The organism is Nostoc sp. CCY 9925 (assembly GCF_963920935.1).
Lineage (GTDB): Bacteria > Cyanobacteriota > Cyanobacteriia > Cyanobacteriales > Nostocaceae > Nostoc.
This window is the reverse complement of the sequence record NZ_CAWUDO010000005.1, coordinates 129,849-144,184: the sequence shown is the minus strand read 5'-3', so window position 1 is coordinate 144,184 and position 14,336 is coordinate 129,849. Positions and strand designations below refer to the sequence as shown.

Here is a 14,336-nt window from a genome sequence, read left to right as displayed (position 1 = left end):
TTTGTTCCTTATATATTTTGAAAACTAAACCTCTGGAATACCTAACTCTTGTTCTAATGACCCCAGGTTGATAGATACTGTGACATTGGTTTCTGGTATGGTTTCCCTAGCCATCCTGTCTTTAACTAACTGACTAGCCCATTCCCCCATCTCCTTAAGCATCCTGGCAACCCTGAGATTGTTATCAGCATTGAACTGGGCAGCCAGGGAATCAACAGCCTCTAGAGCGATCGCCAGTAGCCTTTCTTGTCTGTCATCGGTGGTTAACCCATCGGCTGAGACATTAGTAGTTAACCGGGGGGCTACCGGGTGGCTCTGGTATGTTGCCGGGGGCTTGATGGGTTTACTGTGCTTTTTATGGCTATAAATCTGCTGAGGTGTTACATGAACCCCTAGAGTTATCAGGTAATCAACTAAGGCGGTTGCTGGCAGTCCTAGCCTTACCTTATCCTCAAAGCTTTGTCTAGCCTCAGCATTAAGCGCACAGATGGGGCAATGGCTCTTTCTACCCATTAGACTTTACCTCCTTAAGTACCGCTATCAACCCATCAAGCCCCTGTAAAAACTCGGTGGAATCCAGGGAGCCTAAATACTCCAGACATTTGCCATAGACCGATTTAGTCTCCTTTGACATCCGGCTGACCATTAATACTTCCCTAGCTACCTCAGCTACCGATAGGGGGGAATCTTTGCCCATTCCCTCTAACCAGTTGTAGGTATCATCATCAATCCTGAAACTTATCCGGTGTGGTTTTTTCATTGGTCTGTTTCCTCCCATATATCCTTACTTTGTCAACAAACTCTCTACCGAAGTTGACAAAGTAATATCAAATAGATTAAGGACAAAACTTATGGCTGGGGACTTTCAAAAATACATTGATGAACAACTGGCAACCCTCAAGTTGCTACAAGATCAACAAGAGGCAGAGCGCCGGAAGAAAGCAGAGGAAGAGGCTAACAAAGCCCGGTCTAGGAAAGAGCTTATGCTGTGGCTAGAGCGATTTATTGATGCTCAGATTAAGTTTGGGACTTTAACAACCGACCATGTGGAGACTTATCTCATCCAGTACCGCAAGGAATATGGAGATGAGGCGGCGATCGCTAAATATCTGGGCATTGTCGCCCAGTTACTGACTCATCCATTTTATGGAGTAGAGTCTACAACCCACAGGGTAGGTAATGGGGGACTTCTATTTAAGGGCAAGACCTATGCAAATACCAAGGAACTCTATGAAGCCGTTGTAGAGTTAATGGCAGGGGTTGACCCTCTAGACTCCCAAGTATGGTTTGATTACCTGTTGACTCGAATGTTCGATGAAGACCCGACTTGGCTACCTGCTGAGGTTCTATTGCCCCGGTGGAGAACTGACTTTGTACCCAAGTTAATACAGTTGGTAGAACAAGCGAAAAACTCAGTACAAGTTCCTGATTTAGATATACTGAGTACCGATGATATCTTTATCATCGAGTCCATACTGGGTAGTTTCTAGCGCGTGTAGACTGCAATAGATAACCCTGGCAGTCTAAGGCTTCCAGGGTTTTTATATGGGATTTAACTGCAATCGGAAGAGGTCTTATATATTGCCGTGCTTACATCAAAAAGTCGATAAATGAGGATATTCGGGGATAATAAGCGATATTTAGCTATTTTTTATATTGCCATGCTTCAACCCCGTGCGAACCTCAAAATAACCCCGATGAGTATTTATGCTTACCGGGGTTTATTGTTGGGAAGTTACAATGGGAACTAGATACAGAGGAGATCGGATGATTATAGTTACCTTAGATGGGGTTGAGTACTTTGTTCAAGGCGACAGGTTAACCCAGAAAGTAGCTTGGAGCGCTATTGCTGTAGCAGTAGGTCAGGCAGTCCAAAGGAAACAGAGGGTTACTAAGGCAACTAAGATAACTGTGGAATGCGTTGATAGACCCTTTGTTACCCCTGACCCCTGATTACTCCGGGGGCATCCCAGGCAGCCAGCGCCCTGTTAGGTATCCAAGGAGGGACTAGCGATCGCCGGGGTCTTTTTATGACCAGTGGGTAGTTTGCTGAGGTTGATTGGTATCCTTGACCATGATTATTTACCAGAATAGACTGATGTAAGTAATATTAGATACCATTATCACAGTGCTAAATAAATACCTAGACCTTATTGAAAAGCACCCCAAGCGGTTAGCTACCATAATAGCTACCATTACAGGGTTGTGTTTCTTAGTATACATACCATTTCAAATAGGCACATCGAGAACAGTTGAATCTGGGACAGAAGAACAAGCCAAAACTCAGGTCAATGAACCCACAGATTATGCGGATGATGAACCCTTTGATAGAACCCAATGTAAGGTTTATACTATTGGTTTGGCTTTGGGGGCTATGGTGTACCAGTTCAAGGGTACAGATGGTAAACTAGACTACTTATTATTTACCAATGACCCTAGTGTTATTCAGGCATTTGATAGAAGTTCCTTTGGTATATTCTGGTGGTCTAGCTCAGGTTTTAAAAGTTCTGATTATCCTGGGTTAGCCAAGCTGTTACCACAGGAAGGCTTAAAGGAACTAGATTCATTGCTAGGAAGTTATAGTTATGCAGCTATAGGGACTAGTGCTTTTGCAAAAGCAGTACAGGTAAGTCCCAATGCGGGGGTATTAAATACCTGTGATGTTGATTAAGCGATTGCTAGGTGGTTACTGGTTAGGATGCTCTGTCCTATGTGTCCTATGTCTGTCCTATCAGTTTTATCTTATAGGACAGCCCGAAAAGCTTAATGGGTAGAGGTTCTACTATCTGTCCTATGTGTCCTACTAGTTTTACCCAACTTACCCTAGATATAAGTATTACTAGCATAGCTTATACAATACATACCTACAAGTCCTATACTTTTCTATTTTTCATAGGACACATAGGACAGATAGGACAAATAAGGTAGAACCCTTACCCACTAATCAACCTGGTTGTCCTATGAGATTTAGAGTTGATAGGACAGAGGTATTTTGATAGGACAAGGATAAACCCCTGTAACACTAAGGCTACAAGGGTAATCAAGGGGTATTAGGTTAAATAATCGGGTTAGTTGACTACTTCCAGCATTCTGCCATTTGCTCTAACTGTGCGGAGTCAACTATTAAGGGATTCTGAACACCATGTTTTATATAAACCCAGGGGCGGCTACCATCAGCTAAGGTAGGTCTTTTTTTGGTATAACCTAGCTCACCTAATGCTTGGGTTATTTTCTTGTTACAACTTCTATGTAATGTTACATGAAGTTTTAGGCTGTGTTCCATGAAGGCAGATAAGTTAATAGCTAACCCATCATAATGTTGATACCCATCTCTACTCTTACCTGATGTATTCTTGCTGTCGATAAAGCCCTGTAGTTTAGCTAAACTATGGTTAACCTTTTGTGTCCACTCATTAACCTCCTGATAGTTCTTGTTTCTATCCTCAGACTGTTCTGACATCTGATCATCTGGATACCAAGTAACCCCCTGTTGCCACTTAAGATATGCAGTAGCCAGTATAGAGTCTCTGTTTTCAACTAAATAATCTCTGTTAACTTTGCGATCTCCTAAGTCAATAATCCAGAATCTTCTATTACCTGTTGAATCTCTCAGAATCTCATCGGAGTTACAAGTTCCACCAAACACACAATGTCTAGGATGATCAGATGGCTTGCGCTCATATAACCCTCTGAATGTATCCTTAGTCTTTGTTAGAAATGCCTTAAGCTCCTCTACTTCTTTTTTGCGGGTTATGCCTTCCATTTCACCCATTTCAACCATCCAAGACTTATCAAGCTGTCTTTTAACTTCGGTTCCATCGGTTGAGTTATCCAGGTCTAAGAAATATTCCCCACCTAATAATCGGAAGAAAGTAGACTTACCCGCCCCTTGTTTACCTTTTAATACTAGGCTGTAATCCACTTGTTCCCCCGGTTGGTAAGCTCTAACAACTGCGGATATTAGCCATTTTTCTAACATCATCTGACTCAATACATCATCAGTACCAAACAAGATACTGGCTAGTTTGTCCCAATCTTCCATAGGCTCATAATAATCTTTGACTATATACCCACCTATTGAGCAAAGTTTTTCAATATCAGATATGGGTTTTTTCTCTCTGTTAGTATAATAGCCTTCAATATTTTGGATGGTCTTAGGGTTTGTTCCGGGGATAACCCACTGATGTGTTTTTTCTTTTATAATATCCTCTATTTGTCGCCTAACTGGGTTAAAGGTATACTTATCAATCCAGACTTGAAACTTCCTTTGGAACTGCTCTCGGTTAAGTCTCATGAGCATTTTTAGAGCCTGTTCTAACCTGTCTATTAAATATTCTTCAGTTACTATTTGCCCATCTAAATAAAGTTCCCCAGTCCAAGCATTAAGCTCTACTCTGCCATCATAAACAGCTTTAAACACCTCAAACCAAACATAACCCGCCTCATTACCTGACTTATTAATATGCGCTCTTATGCTGTTTATAAGGGGTATTTGCTCTCTGTGGTCTTTGTTATCAAATCTAGATGAACCCCTAACCGATACACTTAGGATATTCACCACTTTAAGTTCTTTTAAAAGGCTATTGAGGTCAGTATCATCAAAGCCGCTAGGACTTGACTTAGTATCATTAAAGCTGTTATAATCAGACATATCGACTTCCTTTGAGTTGGTATTGCTGTAATCCATTTATTTGAATCCTTTGGGCTAATGCCCTGTGTTTGTTTACTTTGAATATTGAGCTTTAGGGTAACTAGCTGCTAACTGGTTACCCTATTTGGTTTGTACTGGTTGCACTGGGAAGCCTAAAGCAGCTAACCGGATATATTCTGACTGGCTGTAACCTGCTGCCTTAGCCAGTTCCTTTATCTTTGCTACTTCCTGTTCAGTAGCCCGGAAGTTAATCAATGATGTTCTAGTCATTTCCTGTAATATCAATGCGCTTTATCTAACATTGTCAAGTCGGGTAATCTAACAGTAGAATCAGGGTTCTAGCCTCTGAATAATCCTATAAACCTTAAGGAATCCTAAAGATATCTAAATCTATACCTTTAGGAATAAGTATTTATACTTGTGGAATAGAGCAGCAGATGGGGAACTGATCATAGATGTGTAGGGAAGATTCCTCATTAGTCTCTAAACTAACTGTTACCACTTCCCCAGTATAAAAATAAACATCGACTAAATCCCCTATAGGCTCACCATTTTTATCAAAACCTAACTGAGGTATTGCTTTTAATATTTGGGCATGGTTCACCTCAATATAACTACCCCCAACTGTCTCTAAATCCCAGCTACCATGTACTAGCTCTAATCTGGCTGTGGCTAGTATTCTTTGTTCCTCTTCCTTTGACCAGTAAGACATTTTTAATCCTTTAAGTATTTGATTAGTTACTTATCCGCTACAGTTGCCCCTAAGTCAGCCTTAATCGCCTTGAGTACAGTAGACCGGACATAACTAGACATCCCCTGACCTGTTGCGGTGGCAGCCTGAGACAGTAGTTCATGTTCCTCTTCAGTCAGCCAGACCTGTAACTTAACTTTCCGGTTGGTTCTCTGGTTAGTCATTATTCATACCTCATCATCCAAGAAGATTTCAACTCCATCAAGATCAGGTAGGCTATCTGTGAATAAATCCCATAAATCAATAAACTTAGACCCTCGCAGAGTATACAAGGTCTTTATTGCTGACTTGACCGATGGGATAACTGATAACTTCTCTAAATCCGCCTTGTCTAGCTCGATCAGGTATTCATCTAAATCTAAAGCCACTCTGGTAAAAACTGGGAGTTCCATTGTTTCTTTCCTCTCTTAGTATACTCCCATTATAACCCATGCAGATATTAATGGCTGGCTTAACTGGCACATTTTGTATATAAACTGGCACATTGGGTTAACCCTATTTGAGATGATTTGGTATTTTAAGCTGGCTGATAATACCTGAAGCGATCGCCAGCGCAAGCCAGTTACCCCTAGACCCAACTAAAAAGCCCCCTGGGGTTAACCAGAGGGTTAAAGGTAAACTAATGACCGAAGAAAATAGGTAGTTTTATAGGAAGTTTGTTATAGTTATTACTACTTAGTCAATATGCTAACCTAGTATGGATATTCAAAATCAATATGAAACTTTAGAGGCTAGCCTGATTCAACTTAGGACTAGCCTTTGCCAGTCTGACCCTGACTATCAGATAGTCGCCACTGCGCTTAAGGAACTCCGGCGATCGCAGGTTGCCTATAACCTGACTAGACACTCTGATAATCAGATGACCACCGATAACACCCAACATCCAATGACTAATGGGCTGAGATGGAATCAAGGGTAACTAGATGCTCAACTAACTTCTGTAGTACTTTTGTATTAGCATCTAAATCTTTCTCAATGCGCTCTAGGGTTATCTGTACCCTCTGCTGACTCTCCCTGACTTCCTGTAAACTCGCCTGTAACTCCTGGATGGTTACTTGCTTGACTGATAAGGTATCGGATTTGGGCTGCCATAGAAAGCCCATTAGCGGCTGAGAGTTTCTGAAGTTTGGTATAGAGATCATGGGTTAGGGTAACTGGTAACTTATAGGATGCCATCTGATATAACTCTGATGTCTGAGGTATACCTAAAATATGTCAAGTTACCCCCAAAACTCCCCTTTGACTATCAGTTTGACTATCATTTACCCCAGTTTATTTGTTTTCTAATACTCTTAGAAGGCTGAAAGCCTTAAGGCGACACCCGGATTTGAACCGGGGGATGGAGGTTTTGCAGACCTCTGCCTTACCACTTGGCTATGTCGCCAGACCCACAAGTTATTATATTACCAATATTTTATCTAAATTGCCACCCTCTGACTGAATAATTTTTTGAGCTTCTTACTAGGTCAGAAATTGTATGCTAGCTGGGTGCAACAAATACATCATGGATTTACCAATACAGTACAGTTTTTAAAATACTCAGTTAGTCGTTGTCATCGAATTATGACTGTGCGATCGCCCACCGCGGGCGGGTATGCCATAGCAACTGCTATAGGATATTAAACGAGTCATGAGTTATGAGTTTTAATTCCTCACTCCTCACTCCTCGCTTGCTACACCTTCACTTCATCAGCAAAATTATTCCAACGGAGAAAGTGAAATGGTCCAGCTATAGAACCCCACACACGTTCATCGGTGTCTAAGTCCCTTCCCCGGTCGAGACTGAAAAATTCTTTATCGTCGATCTCAAATTTGTTATCAAGATAAGTATTTTTACCATCACGAACCACAATACAGCCTTTACCAGGTTCGACCCTACCTTGGAAACTGTGACCTGTCCACTCTACAACCATATTGCAACCTGGCATTTTTTCTAACTGGTCAAGGGATAAGTCTTTTAGGCGTTCGGGGTCACGGGATGCGCCGTAAAATTTTTGTTCTTCCTTAACTGTATAGTGTTCGATAGCAATGTGGTTTTCTGCTTCAATCAAGTTCATCACACGCATTCGGTAGGGTTGATTGAGCATAAAATCATAAGCTTGTTCGAGAAACAAACTTACCCCTGAGAACAATTCCAAAGGTAAGGGACGGATACAAACACGAATGTGAGCATAAAAAGGGGGATTTTCAAAGGCTTGTTCTTGATTACTAAAGTCAGCTGCCATCCAGCGGGCTAAGGTGGCGATATCAGTAGAATGAGTCATTACAGACGATTGACTAGTTGTTTAAAAATTATCTCCAAGTATTGTAGACCTTGGTAATGGTAATAGGGAATGGGGAGTGGGTGATAGAAAATAGGGATAATTGTTAGTATTTTATGCGTCAAACAAGTTGGCAGGCTTAAAAGCAGGGAATACGTAACTTATGGGACATTAACATACAGCAGGAACAGGGAATAGGGAATAGGTAAGAGTGTTAAAACTCTATTGAGATATGGATTTGTTCTTAAAGTTTCTACCTTATTTTCCTGAAATATGCTGTAAATACCAATGCCCAACGCCCTATGTCCTATGCCCAATTCTATATGCAACAAGGTAAAGTTACTATGCTACAGCGGTTAATTGTTATTGTTATTGCCAGTATATTTTTTAGCAGTTCTTTGACGCTAGCAGAAAGTAAAAAGCCCAACCCACCGGATGAATTTCCTCCTAATCCGCTAGAATTCACTACAGCCGATCCACTTTTACCACGATCGCCCAAGGACAAAAAGCCGTTAACTCTCGAAGAACGGCTAAAATTAGAACCAGCATTAGATCGATTAAACCAAGAAGCTGCGGCGAAACTGCAAGCAGGGGATGAAGTGGCGGCGTTTGAAATTTGGAACCGAGAACTCCGCTTACGGCGCTTTTTAGGTTCTTTAGAGGAAGTACAAGCATTATCACGAGTTGGTGCGATCGCTTGGAATCAAAACGATCGCCAAGAAATAGTTTATATTACTCAACGATTACAAGCAATTCAAAAGCAAACCCAATCCCAGAAAAAATCTAGCGAAATTGATTTAGAACTATGGCGATTGCTAGGTCAAGCTTATCAAAATGTGCGATCGCCTAAACAGGCTGTACAAGCTTATGAACAAGTTTTGCTAGCAGTCAGACAACAAAAAGACACTGTAGCATTAGTAGAAACTCTCAAGACGATTGGAGAACTGCATCTGAGTTGGTTTGATTATCGCCAAGCTGCACCAATCTACGAGGAATTGTTGAGTTTAGCCATTTCCCAAGGGGAATCTGCAAATGAGATAGTATATCTGCAACAATTGGCTGAGATCTACGCACAGACAGAACAACCACAGCAGTCATTAAATGCACTTAACAAGTTAGCAGAAATTTACATTAAGGAAAATAATCTAATTAAAATACCAGAATTAAAGCTAGCGATCGCCTCAGATTATGAATCTCTGGGGAAGACAGATCCTAATTTCCTAGTAGAGGCTTTTGAAAATTATCAAGAAGCTTATACCAGTGCTTGGCAATTGCAGGAGTTCGTTCGTGCTGGTGAAGCTTTGCAGAAGATAATTAGCCTGTACCGTTCTCAAGGACAAATAGATGAGGCTTTAGAGGCTAGCCAAATTCTCGTAGATACACAGACGCAGGCCGCCAACTTTTACGCGGTGATGCAAGCTTATGACCAAATTGGGCAATTGTATTTAGAACGCAAAGAATATCCCCAAGCACTAACAGCTTTTCAAAAAGGTTTAGAACTGGCGCAACAACTCAAACACCAAGAAGCATACTTTACTGAGCAAATTAAAAAACTGCCGAAAGCAAATTTTTAACTTAGGGGCTATTTATGAAGGAATACCTGGGTTAAAAACAAAAGTAGGTTGGGTTGAGCAATAGCAAAATCCAAGAGTTTAGACACTCTGCGCCTTTAGCAATCTGCCTTAGGGCAGTTTAAAACTTTTAATAAATTTTATTTATCGTTTTAAAAATAAACAATATTTGCTCCTATCGTTTAAGCACCGTACATTAAAAGTCATCAGGATAAACACAGACTCAAATGACGCCAAGAGGTGCAACATGAATACATTAAAAACAGTATCGTCCAACACAGTTGCTGCAAAAGTAGCTCAAAAGCCTCAAATTGTAGAAATACAACCAGCAGCACAAGAGATTTCCACTCAAGAACTGACTTTTGGACAACGCCTTGCTGATAAATTTGCAGCACAAGTGGGTTCTTGGGGGTTTCTTATTGGACAAAGTACCGTTTTGGCAGGATGGGTTAGTCTGAACTTAATGCCTGGGGTTCCCCACTGGGATGAATCACCATTCATGATGCTCAATTTAGTATTTTCATTTGCCTCAGCGTACACGGCACCCATCGTTTTGATGAGTCAAAATCGCCAGTCTGATACCGATCGCAAAAATGCTGAAATTGACCACAATGTCAATTTGAGGTCTGGGCAAAATATTGAATTACTCCATGAAAAATTGGATGAGATACACACTCAACAACTCAACGAACTAACTCAAATAATTAAAGAGCAACACCGAGTTCTCAGCGAACTGAAAATAATTTTAGTGCCTACTTCCAAAGATACTAAAGAAGTTAAATTAAGTGTATTACCAGCGCTGCACACCCAAAGTAATGCCAAATTTACCAAAGAAACTTCCAGTAATAAACTCTTTCTTGATGAGCAACAACTTGGGGAAAATAATAAAGTTGTTGAAAAGCTGATTCGTCAATAACAGTGAATCACAAATACTTTTTCATGATCCCAATAGCAAGAAAGTCTAAATCTACTTTATTTACTCTATACATTTCAAGCTTAAATTTAGACTCTGCATTCAGGATCTGGAACAAAAAGAGTATTTAGATGAAGCTGCTTCATCAGAAACAAAAATCTTAGATTTGAGATTTTAGATTGACCCCATAGCTGTCTTGTGTGCGTTACGACTTTTTAGGTAGAGGCTTGAGGTAAAAATTGTATATTTTGGATTTGAGATTTGTTCCAAAAATAAATTTGTTCTGAGAAATTTTTAGTATTTGAAGTTTTGAATTTTTTACCCAATATAGTACAATTCTCAATGTTGAAAATATTTTGTAATCCTCAAAAGGAGAATGAAAGTGAAACTTTTCAAAACTGCTCTAATTGCTTTAGTATTTCTAGTTAATTTGATAATTACCCAACCTTCTTGGGCTGACAGGCCGAACCTAACTATTAGTCCCGATTATATCGACGTAACTCAACGGATTAATAATCTCTTACAAATCAAAGATACACCCGATCAATCTGAATATACACCAGAGCAAATTCAGCAAAAATTAGGTGAATTGAAGCTACAAAAGTATATTTTAGAGACAGCACGAAACTGGGCACAATGCCGCAATGAAACTGGTAAAACCTTAGCCATCTATGCTCACAAACCCAAAAAAGCTTCCCAAGGAAATACCCTCTACTTTTTGGGAAATGGTCAAATTACAGAAAATGAGTGGGACTGTGATGGTGTTTACCTACCCATTGGAAGCAAGGTAGGTGGTATAGCTGCGGATGCCCAAGAATTGACGGAACCCTTAGCTATTAAAGTTGTAGATGGAACTCAGCTAGTAGCTAAGACTAATCCACAAACAGGTACTGTTGAATTTAACGTTACTCCTGCCAAAGTGTTGAAAGCAGGTGACCCGAACTGGTTGATTCCCAATTTGTCGCAAGCTGATATTGATGCTGCGATTCCGAATGCACCCATTGAGGATTAAGATTATTTACTGCTGAAAACTTCAAACCCCTCTCGCTAATTGTTGAGAGGGGTTTTTATGATTCTAAGCTTAGCCGATGATAATTATTTTATATAGCAGAAATAGCACAAACCTGTAGTCCGATAGGTGTCTGAATAATCACTGATTCTACGCCGAAAACTTGTGCGATCGCATTTGGTGTCATCACTTCTTCAGGCGTACCAACTTCCCAAATATGGCCTTGTTTTAATAATGCAATGCGAGAGCTATACCGTGCAGCTAAATTCAGCTCGTGTAAAACTGTGATAATAGTTAATTCCTGATGCTGATTCAGTTCTTTAAGTAATTCCAATAGTTGTAACTGATAGTTGACATCGAGAAAAGTTGTAGGTTCATCTAATAATAAAACTTTTGGTTCTTGCGCTAATGCTAAAGCTAAAAAAGCTCGTTGTCTTTCACCACCTGAAAGTTGCTCGACTAAGCGATCGCTTAATTTTTCTAATTGCGTTTTTTGAATTGCAACTTCGACTTTTAGCCAATCTTCAGCATTTAATTCCCATTGCCACCAAGATTGATGTGGCGTGCGTCCTAAACTTACTAATTGTCGCACTGTCAAGCCAACAGGAACTATTTGTTGTTGCGGCAATAATGCTAGTTTCTGTGCAATTATATTTGGGGGCTGAGAATGAATTGCTTTACCGTCAAGTAGCACTGTTCCCTGCTGTGGAGAAAGAATGCGACTCAGTAATTTAAGTAAAGTAGACTTACCTGAGCCATTAGCACCAACTAAACTCAACCATTCTCCTGTTTGCAGACTGAGGTTAATGTTTTGGACAATTGGTACTGTGGTGTAACCGCCTGTCAGATTTTGCAATTCGAGTGGCATTTGCTGAAATTCAACAATTAAAGGTGTAGTAAATACCATTTTTACAGAAGCATAACTCTTTCGACTCATCAACTCCAACTCCTGACGGGGTGACAAAGGGACGTAAACTCTTCAACATCAGCCGCAACACGATGAGCCTGTGGTTGCAGCGTAAAGCTGTAAGGACGCCGTATTTCTCGCGCCGTGCGTCTCAAAATACATTTTTTTCTTCTCCATAAATAAATAATGGGGCTTGTATCCTTTTGTGTTTCGGTCATGGCGGTTGCTAAAATTAGGATTTATTGACACAATTTCTTAAAAAGGTTGCATACTTCTGATAAGATTACTGACAAGTTTTTAATAAAATGTGCTTTCAAAAAAGCGCGGTGTGAGTGCGAATTGTAGATAAGTGTGAGGAGAAAAATGCAAAAAGTTTGTAAGTATCTGCTAGTTAGTCCAGCAGTGTGCAGTGCAATGCTATTTCTTAGTACTGCTGGATTTGCAGGTGAAATATCCGGCACTTCCGAAATCAATCAACCGCAAGTTTTGGCCAGTCCAAACATCAAAGTTCAAAACATAGCTCAAAATAACACAACGGGCCAAGTTACCTCAGTATCTCAGTTGTCAGATGTGCAAACTACAGATTGGGCTTTCCAAGCGTTGCAGTCGCTGGTAGAACGCTATGGTTGTATTGCAGGATACCCAAATAGCACTTATCGTGGTAATCGGGCACTGACGCGGTATGAGTTTGCTGCTGGTTTGAATGCTTGTCTAGATCGCGTTAATGAACTAATTGCTACAGCCACTGGTGATTTAGTTAGCAAAGAAGATTTAGCCACATTACAAAAACTGCAAGAAGAGTTTTCCGCTGAACTAGCGACACTCCGGGGTCGTGTGGATGCAGTAGAAGCACGGACAGCTGAATTGGAAGCCAATCAATTTTCTACGACAACCAAACTGCAAGGACAAGTTGTTGCCGTTGTCAGCGATGTTTTGTCAGGAAACACAGTCAATGGTGCAGAAATTACAGAGGAAAATACAACTTTAGGCGTACGGGCGCGGATAGAACTTGTTACCAGCTTCACAGGGCAAGATACGCTGTTCACTAGAATCCAAGCGAATAATATTCTCAGCCCTGACATTGGTACACCAGAGGGCAATTTATTCTTTGCTGGTGAGGATGGTACCACTACTGCTGCGATCGATGCACTGTTTTACAAATTTCCGTTGGGTAAAAAGACACAGGTGATTGCAATTGCCAATGGAGGTGCAGCAGATGATCTGACCAGTACTGTGAATCTCTTTGACGGTGATGGTGCCTTTGGTGCTTTGTCTACCTTTGGTACACGCAACCCAATTTATACTCAGATAGGTGGCGCGGGGTTAGGATTAACATACGAGTTTACTGATAAATTAGCACTAAGTTTAGGGTACTTAAGTGGTACAGCTAATGACCCTACACCCAATAATGGTTTGTTCAATGGTTCTTATGGTGCCTTGGCACAGTTGACAGTTCAACCAAACGATCGCATTTCTCTTGGTTTAACTTACATCAATTCTTACAACCAACCACTAGCCACAGGTAGCAATGCAGCAACCTTCCAAGATATAGCAGCTATCCAGGGTTTAGCAGAAGAAGAAGTAGGATTTTCTAGTAATTCTTACGGTGTGCAAGCATCCATTGGTATTACTGAGAACATAGTTTTAGGTGGTTGGGTTGGATACACTAACAGCCGAAGCTTGAGAGGAAACCGTGGAGACGTTGACATTTGGAACTATGCTGTTACCCTTGGCTTCCCCGACCTCGGTACAAAAGGTAGCTTAGCAGGTATTATTGCGGGTGTAGAACCTAAAGTCACAAGTTCTAGCCTCGTAGGATTAGCTAGAGATGAGGATACATCCTATCATTTGGAAGCATTTTACCAATATAAGCTCAGTGATAATATCACCATTACCCCAGGAGTCATTTGGCTAACATCCCCAGATCACAACAATGATAATGATGATGTTGTTATTGGTGCCTTGAGAACCACATTCAGTTTCTAATTTTGAAAATCTTACAAGAAAGATGCAAAGGATAAGTTTGCATCTTTTCTTTTGTGTGCAATCTCAAAATTACTCTTTTCCCGCTCAAAGAATAGCCAATTTTTTTAAACAACCGCAAAGAACACAAAGGAAGAGATAAGTAATTTTATGGCGGTAAGCGAGTAAAAATTTAATATTTTCATTGAAGTCCACGTAAATACTATCTCACAAAATACCTGATACAGAGGTAGGGGCGTACAGCTTTACGCCCAGCCGATTTGTATGTTGCAAAGATTTTTGGAAATCCT

The 14,336-nt window shown here is 40.6% G+C and carries 19 protein-coding genes and 1 tRNA gene; 8 read left to right on the top strand and 12 right to left on the bottom strand.

Annotated features, from left to right (window positions below):
• Positions 1–24: 24 nt before the first annotated feature.
• Positions 25–513, bottom strand: coding sequence for a hypothetical protein (locus ACM0OY_RS04575; RefSeq protein WP_414567700.1), 489 nt, complete (start codon positions 511–513; stop codon positions 25–27).
• Positions 506–760, bottom strand: coding sequence for a hypothetical protein (locus ACM0OY_RS04570; RefSeq protein WP_414567699.1), 255 nt, complete (start codon positions 758–760; stop codon positions 506–508). The genes ACM0OY_RS04575 and ACM0OY_RS04570 overlap by 8 nt, the downstream gene beginning before the upstream one ends.
• A gap of 91 nt (positions 761–851) precedes the next feature.
• Here ACM0OY_RS04570 and ACM0OY_RS04565 point away from each other — a divergent pair, with 91 nt between their 5' ends.
• From ACM0OY_RS04565 to ACM0OY_RS04555, 3 genes are all read left to right on the top strand, one after another.
• Entirely contained in the window at positions 852–1,490 is a 639-nt protein-coding gene (locus ACM0OY_RS04565) for a hypothetical protein (protein ID WP_414567698.1), read from the top strand.
• Between the two features lie 250 nt (positions 1,491–1,740).
• A complete protein-coding gene (locus ACM0OY_RS04560) occupies positions 1,741–1,953 on the top strand; it encodes a hypothetical protein (protein ID WP_414567697.1) in 213 nt (70 codons plus the stop codon).
• Between the two features lie 175 nt (positions 1,954–2,128).
• Complete coding sequence (locus ACM0OY_RS04555) at positions 2,129–2,671, top strand: hypothetical protein (protein ID WP_414567696.1); 543 nt, start codon at positions 2,129–2,131, stop codon at positions 2,669–2,671.
• A gap of 405 nt (positions 2,672–3,076) precedes the next feature.
• Here ACM0OY_RS04555 and ACM0OY_RS04550 read toward each other — a convergent pair whose 3' ends face one another.
• The 5 genes from ACM0OY_RS04550 to ACM0OY_RS04530 form a co-directional block, all read right to left on the bottom strand.
• A complete protein-coding gene (locus ACM0OY_RS04550) occupies positions 3,077–4,687 on the bottom strand; it encodes a virulence-associated E family protein (protein WP_414567695.1) in 1,611 nt (536 codons plus the stop codon).
• A gap of 84 nt (positions 4,688–4,771) precedes the next feature.
• Positions 4,772–4,921, bottom strand: a complete 150-nt coding sequence (locus tag ACM0OY_RS04545; protein WP_414567694.1) for a plasmid mobilization protein — start codon at positions 4,919–4,921, stop codon at positions 4,772–4,774.
• A 142-nt stretch (positions 4,922–5,063) separates the two neighbouring features.
• Positions 5,064–5,363 (bottom strand): hypothetical protein, encoded by a 300-nt coding sequence (locus tag ACM0OY_RS04540; RefSeq protein WP_414567693.1) that lies wholly within the window; start codon positions 5,361–5,363, stop codon positions 5,064–5,066.
• A 26-nt stretch (positions 5,364–5,389) separates the two neighbouring features.
• Positions 5,390–5,566, bottom strand: coding sequence for a plasmid mobilization protein (locus ACM0OY_RS04535; protein WP_414567692.1), 177 nt, complete (start codon positions 5,564–5,566; stop codon positions 5,390–5,392).
• A 3-nt stretch (positions 5,567–5,569) separates the two neighbouring features.
• The gene (locus ACM0OY_RS04530) at positions 5,570–5,794 is read right to left on the bottom strand and encodes a hypothetical protein (protein ID WP_414567691.1); all 225 of its coding nucleotides are present in this window, start codon (positions 5,792–5,794) and stop codon (positions 5,570–5,572) included.
• Positions 5,795–6,099: 305 nt separating this feature from the next.
• Between ACM0OY_RS04530 and ACM0OY_RS04525 the strand changes: the two genes are divergently transcribed.
• A complete protein-coding gene (locus ACM0OY_RS04525; protein ID WP_414567690.1) occupies positions 6,100–6,321 on the top strand; it encodes a hypothetical protein in 222 nt (73 codons plus the stop codon).
• Between the two features lie 53 nt (positions 6,322–6,374).
• Here the strand turns inward: ACM0OY_RS04525 and ACM0OY_RS04520 are convergent, their stop codons facing one another.
• The 3 genes from ACM0OY_RS04520 to ACM0OY_RS04510 form a co-directional block, all read right to left on the bottom strand.
• Positions 6,375–6,578 (bottom strand): hypothetical protein, encoded by a 204-nt coding sequence (locus tag ACM0OY_RS04520; protein WP_414567689.1) that lies wholly within the window; start codon positions 6,576–6,578, stop codon positions 6,375–6,377.
• Between the two features lie 136 nt (positions 6,579–6,714).
• Positions 6,715–6,786 (bottom strand) — tRNA-Cys (locus ACM0OY_RS04515).
• 289 nt (positions 6,787–7,075) lie between these two features.
• Positions 7,076–7,666 carry a chromophore lyase CpcT/CpeT gene (locus ACM0OY_RS04510; RefSeq protein WP_414567688.1) on the bottom strand — a complete coding sequence of 197 codons (591 nt, stop codon included), beginning with the start codon at positions 7,664–7,666 and terminating at the stop codon, positions 7,076–7,078.
• Positions 7,667–8,007: 341 nt separating this feature from the next.
• Here ACM0OY_RS04510 and ACM0OY_RS04505 point away from each other — a divergent pair, with 341 nt between their 5' ends.
• From ACM0OY_RS04505 to ACM0OY_RS04495, 3 genes are all read left to right on the top strand, one after another.
• Positions 8,008–9,237, top strand: a complete 1,230-nt coding sequence (locus ACM0OY_RS04505; RefSeq protein ID WP_414567736.1) for a tetratricopeptide repeat protein — start codon at positions 8,008–8,010, stop codon at positions 9,235–9,237.
• Between the two features lie 244 nt (positions 9,238–9,481).
• Positions 9,482–10,150, top strand: a complete 669-nt coding sequence (locus ACM0OY_RS04500; RefSeq protein WP_414567687.1) for a DUF1003 domain-containing protein — start codon at positions 9,482–9,484, stop codon at positions 10,148–10,150.
• A 379-nt stretch (positions 10,151–10,529) separates the two neighbouring features.
• Positions 10,530–11,159, top strand: coding sequence for a hypothetical protein (locus ACM0OY_RS04495; RefSeq protein ID WP_414567686.1), 630 nt, complete (start codon positions 10,530–10,532; stop codon positions 11,157–11,159).
• 88 nt (positions 11,160–11,247) lie between these two features.
• Here the strand turns inward: ACM0OY_RS04495 and ACM0OY_RS04490 are convergent, their stop codons facing one another.
• Positions 11,248–12,024, bottom strand: coding sequence for an ABC transporter ATP-binding protein (locus ACM0OY_RS04490; protein ID WP_414567735.1), 777 nt, complete (start codon positions 12,022–12,024; stop codon positions 11,248–11,250).
• Positions 12,025–12,092: 68 nt separating this feature from the next.
• Positions 12,093–12,281, bottom strand: a complete 189-nt coding sequence (locus tag ACM0OY_RS04485) for a hypothetical protein (protein WP_414567685.1) — start codon at positions 12,279–12,281, stop codon at positions 12,093–12,095.
• 145 nt (positions 12,282–12,426) lie between these two features.
• On the opposite strand from ACM0OY_RS04485, the gene ACM0OY_RS04480 reads away from it, so the two are divergent.
• Positions 12,427–14,049: an iron uptake porin gene (locus tag ACM0OY_RS04480; RefSeq protein WP_414567684.1), complete on the top strand. Its 1,623-nt coding sequence runs from the start codon at positions 12,427–12,429 to the stop codon at positions 14,047–14,049.
• Positions 14,050–14,336: the final 287 nt, after the last annotated feature.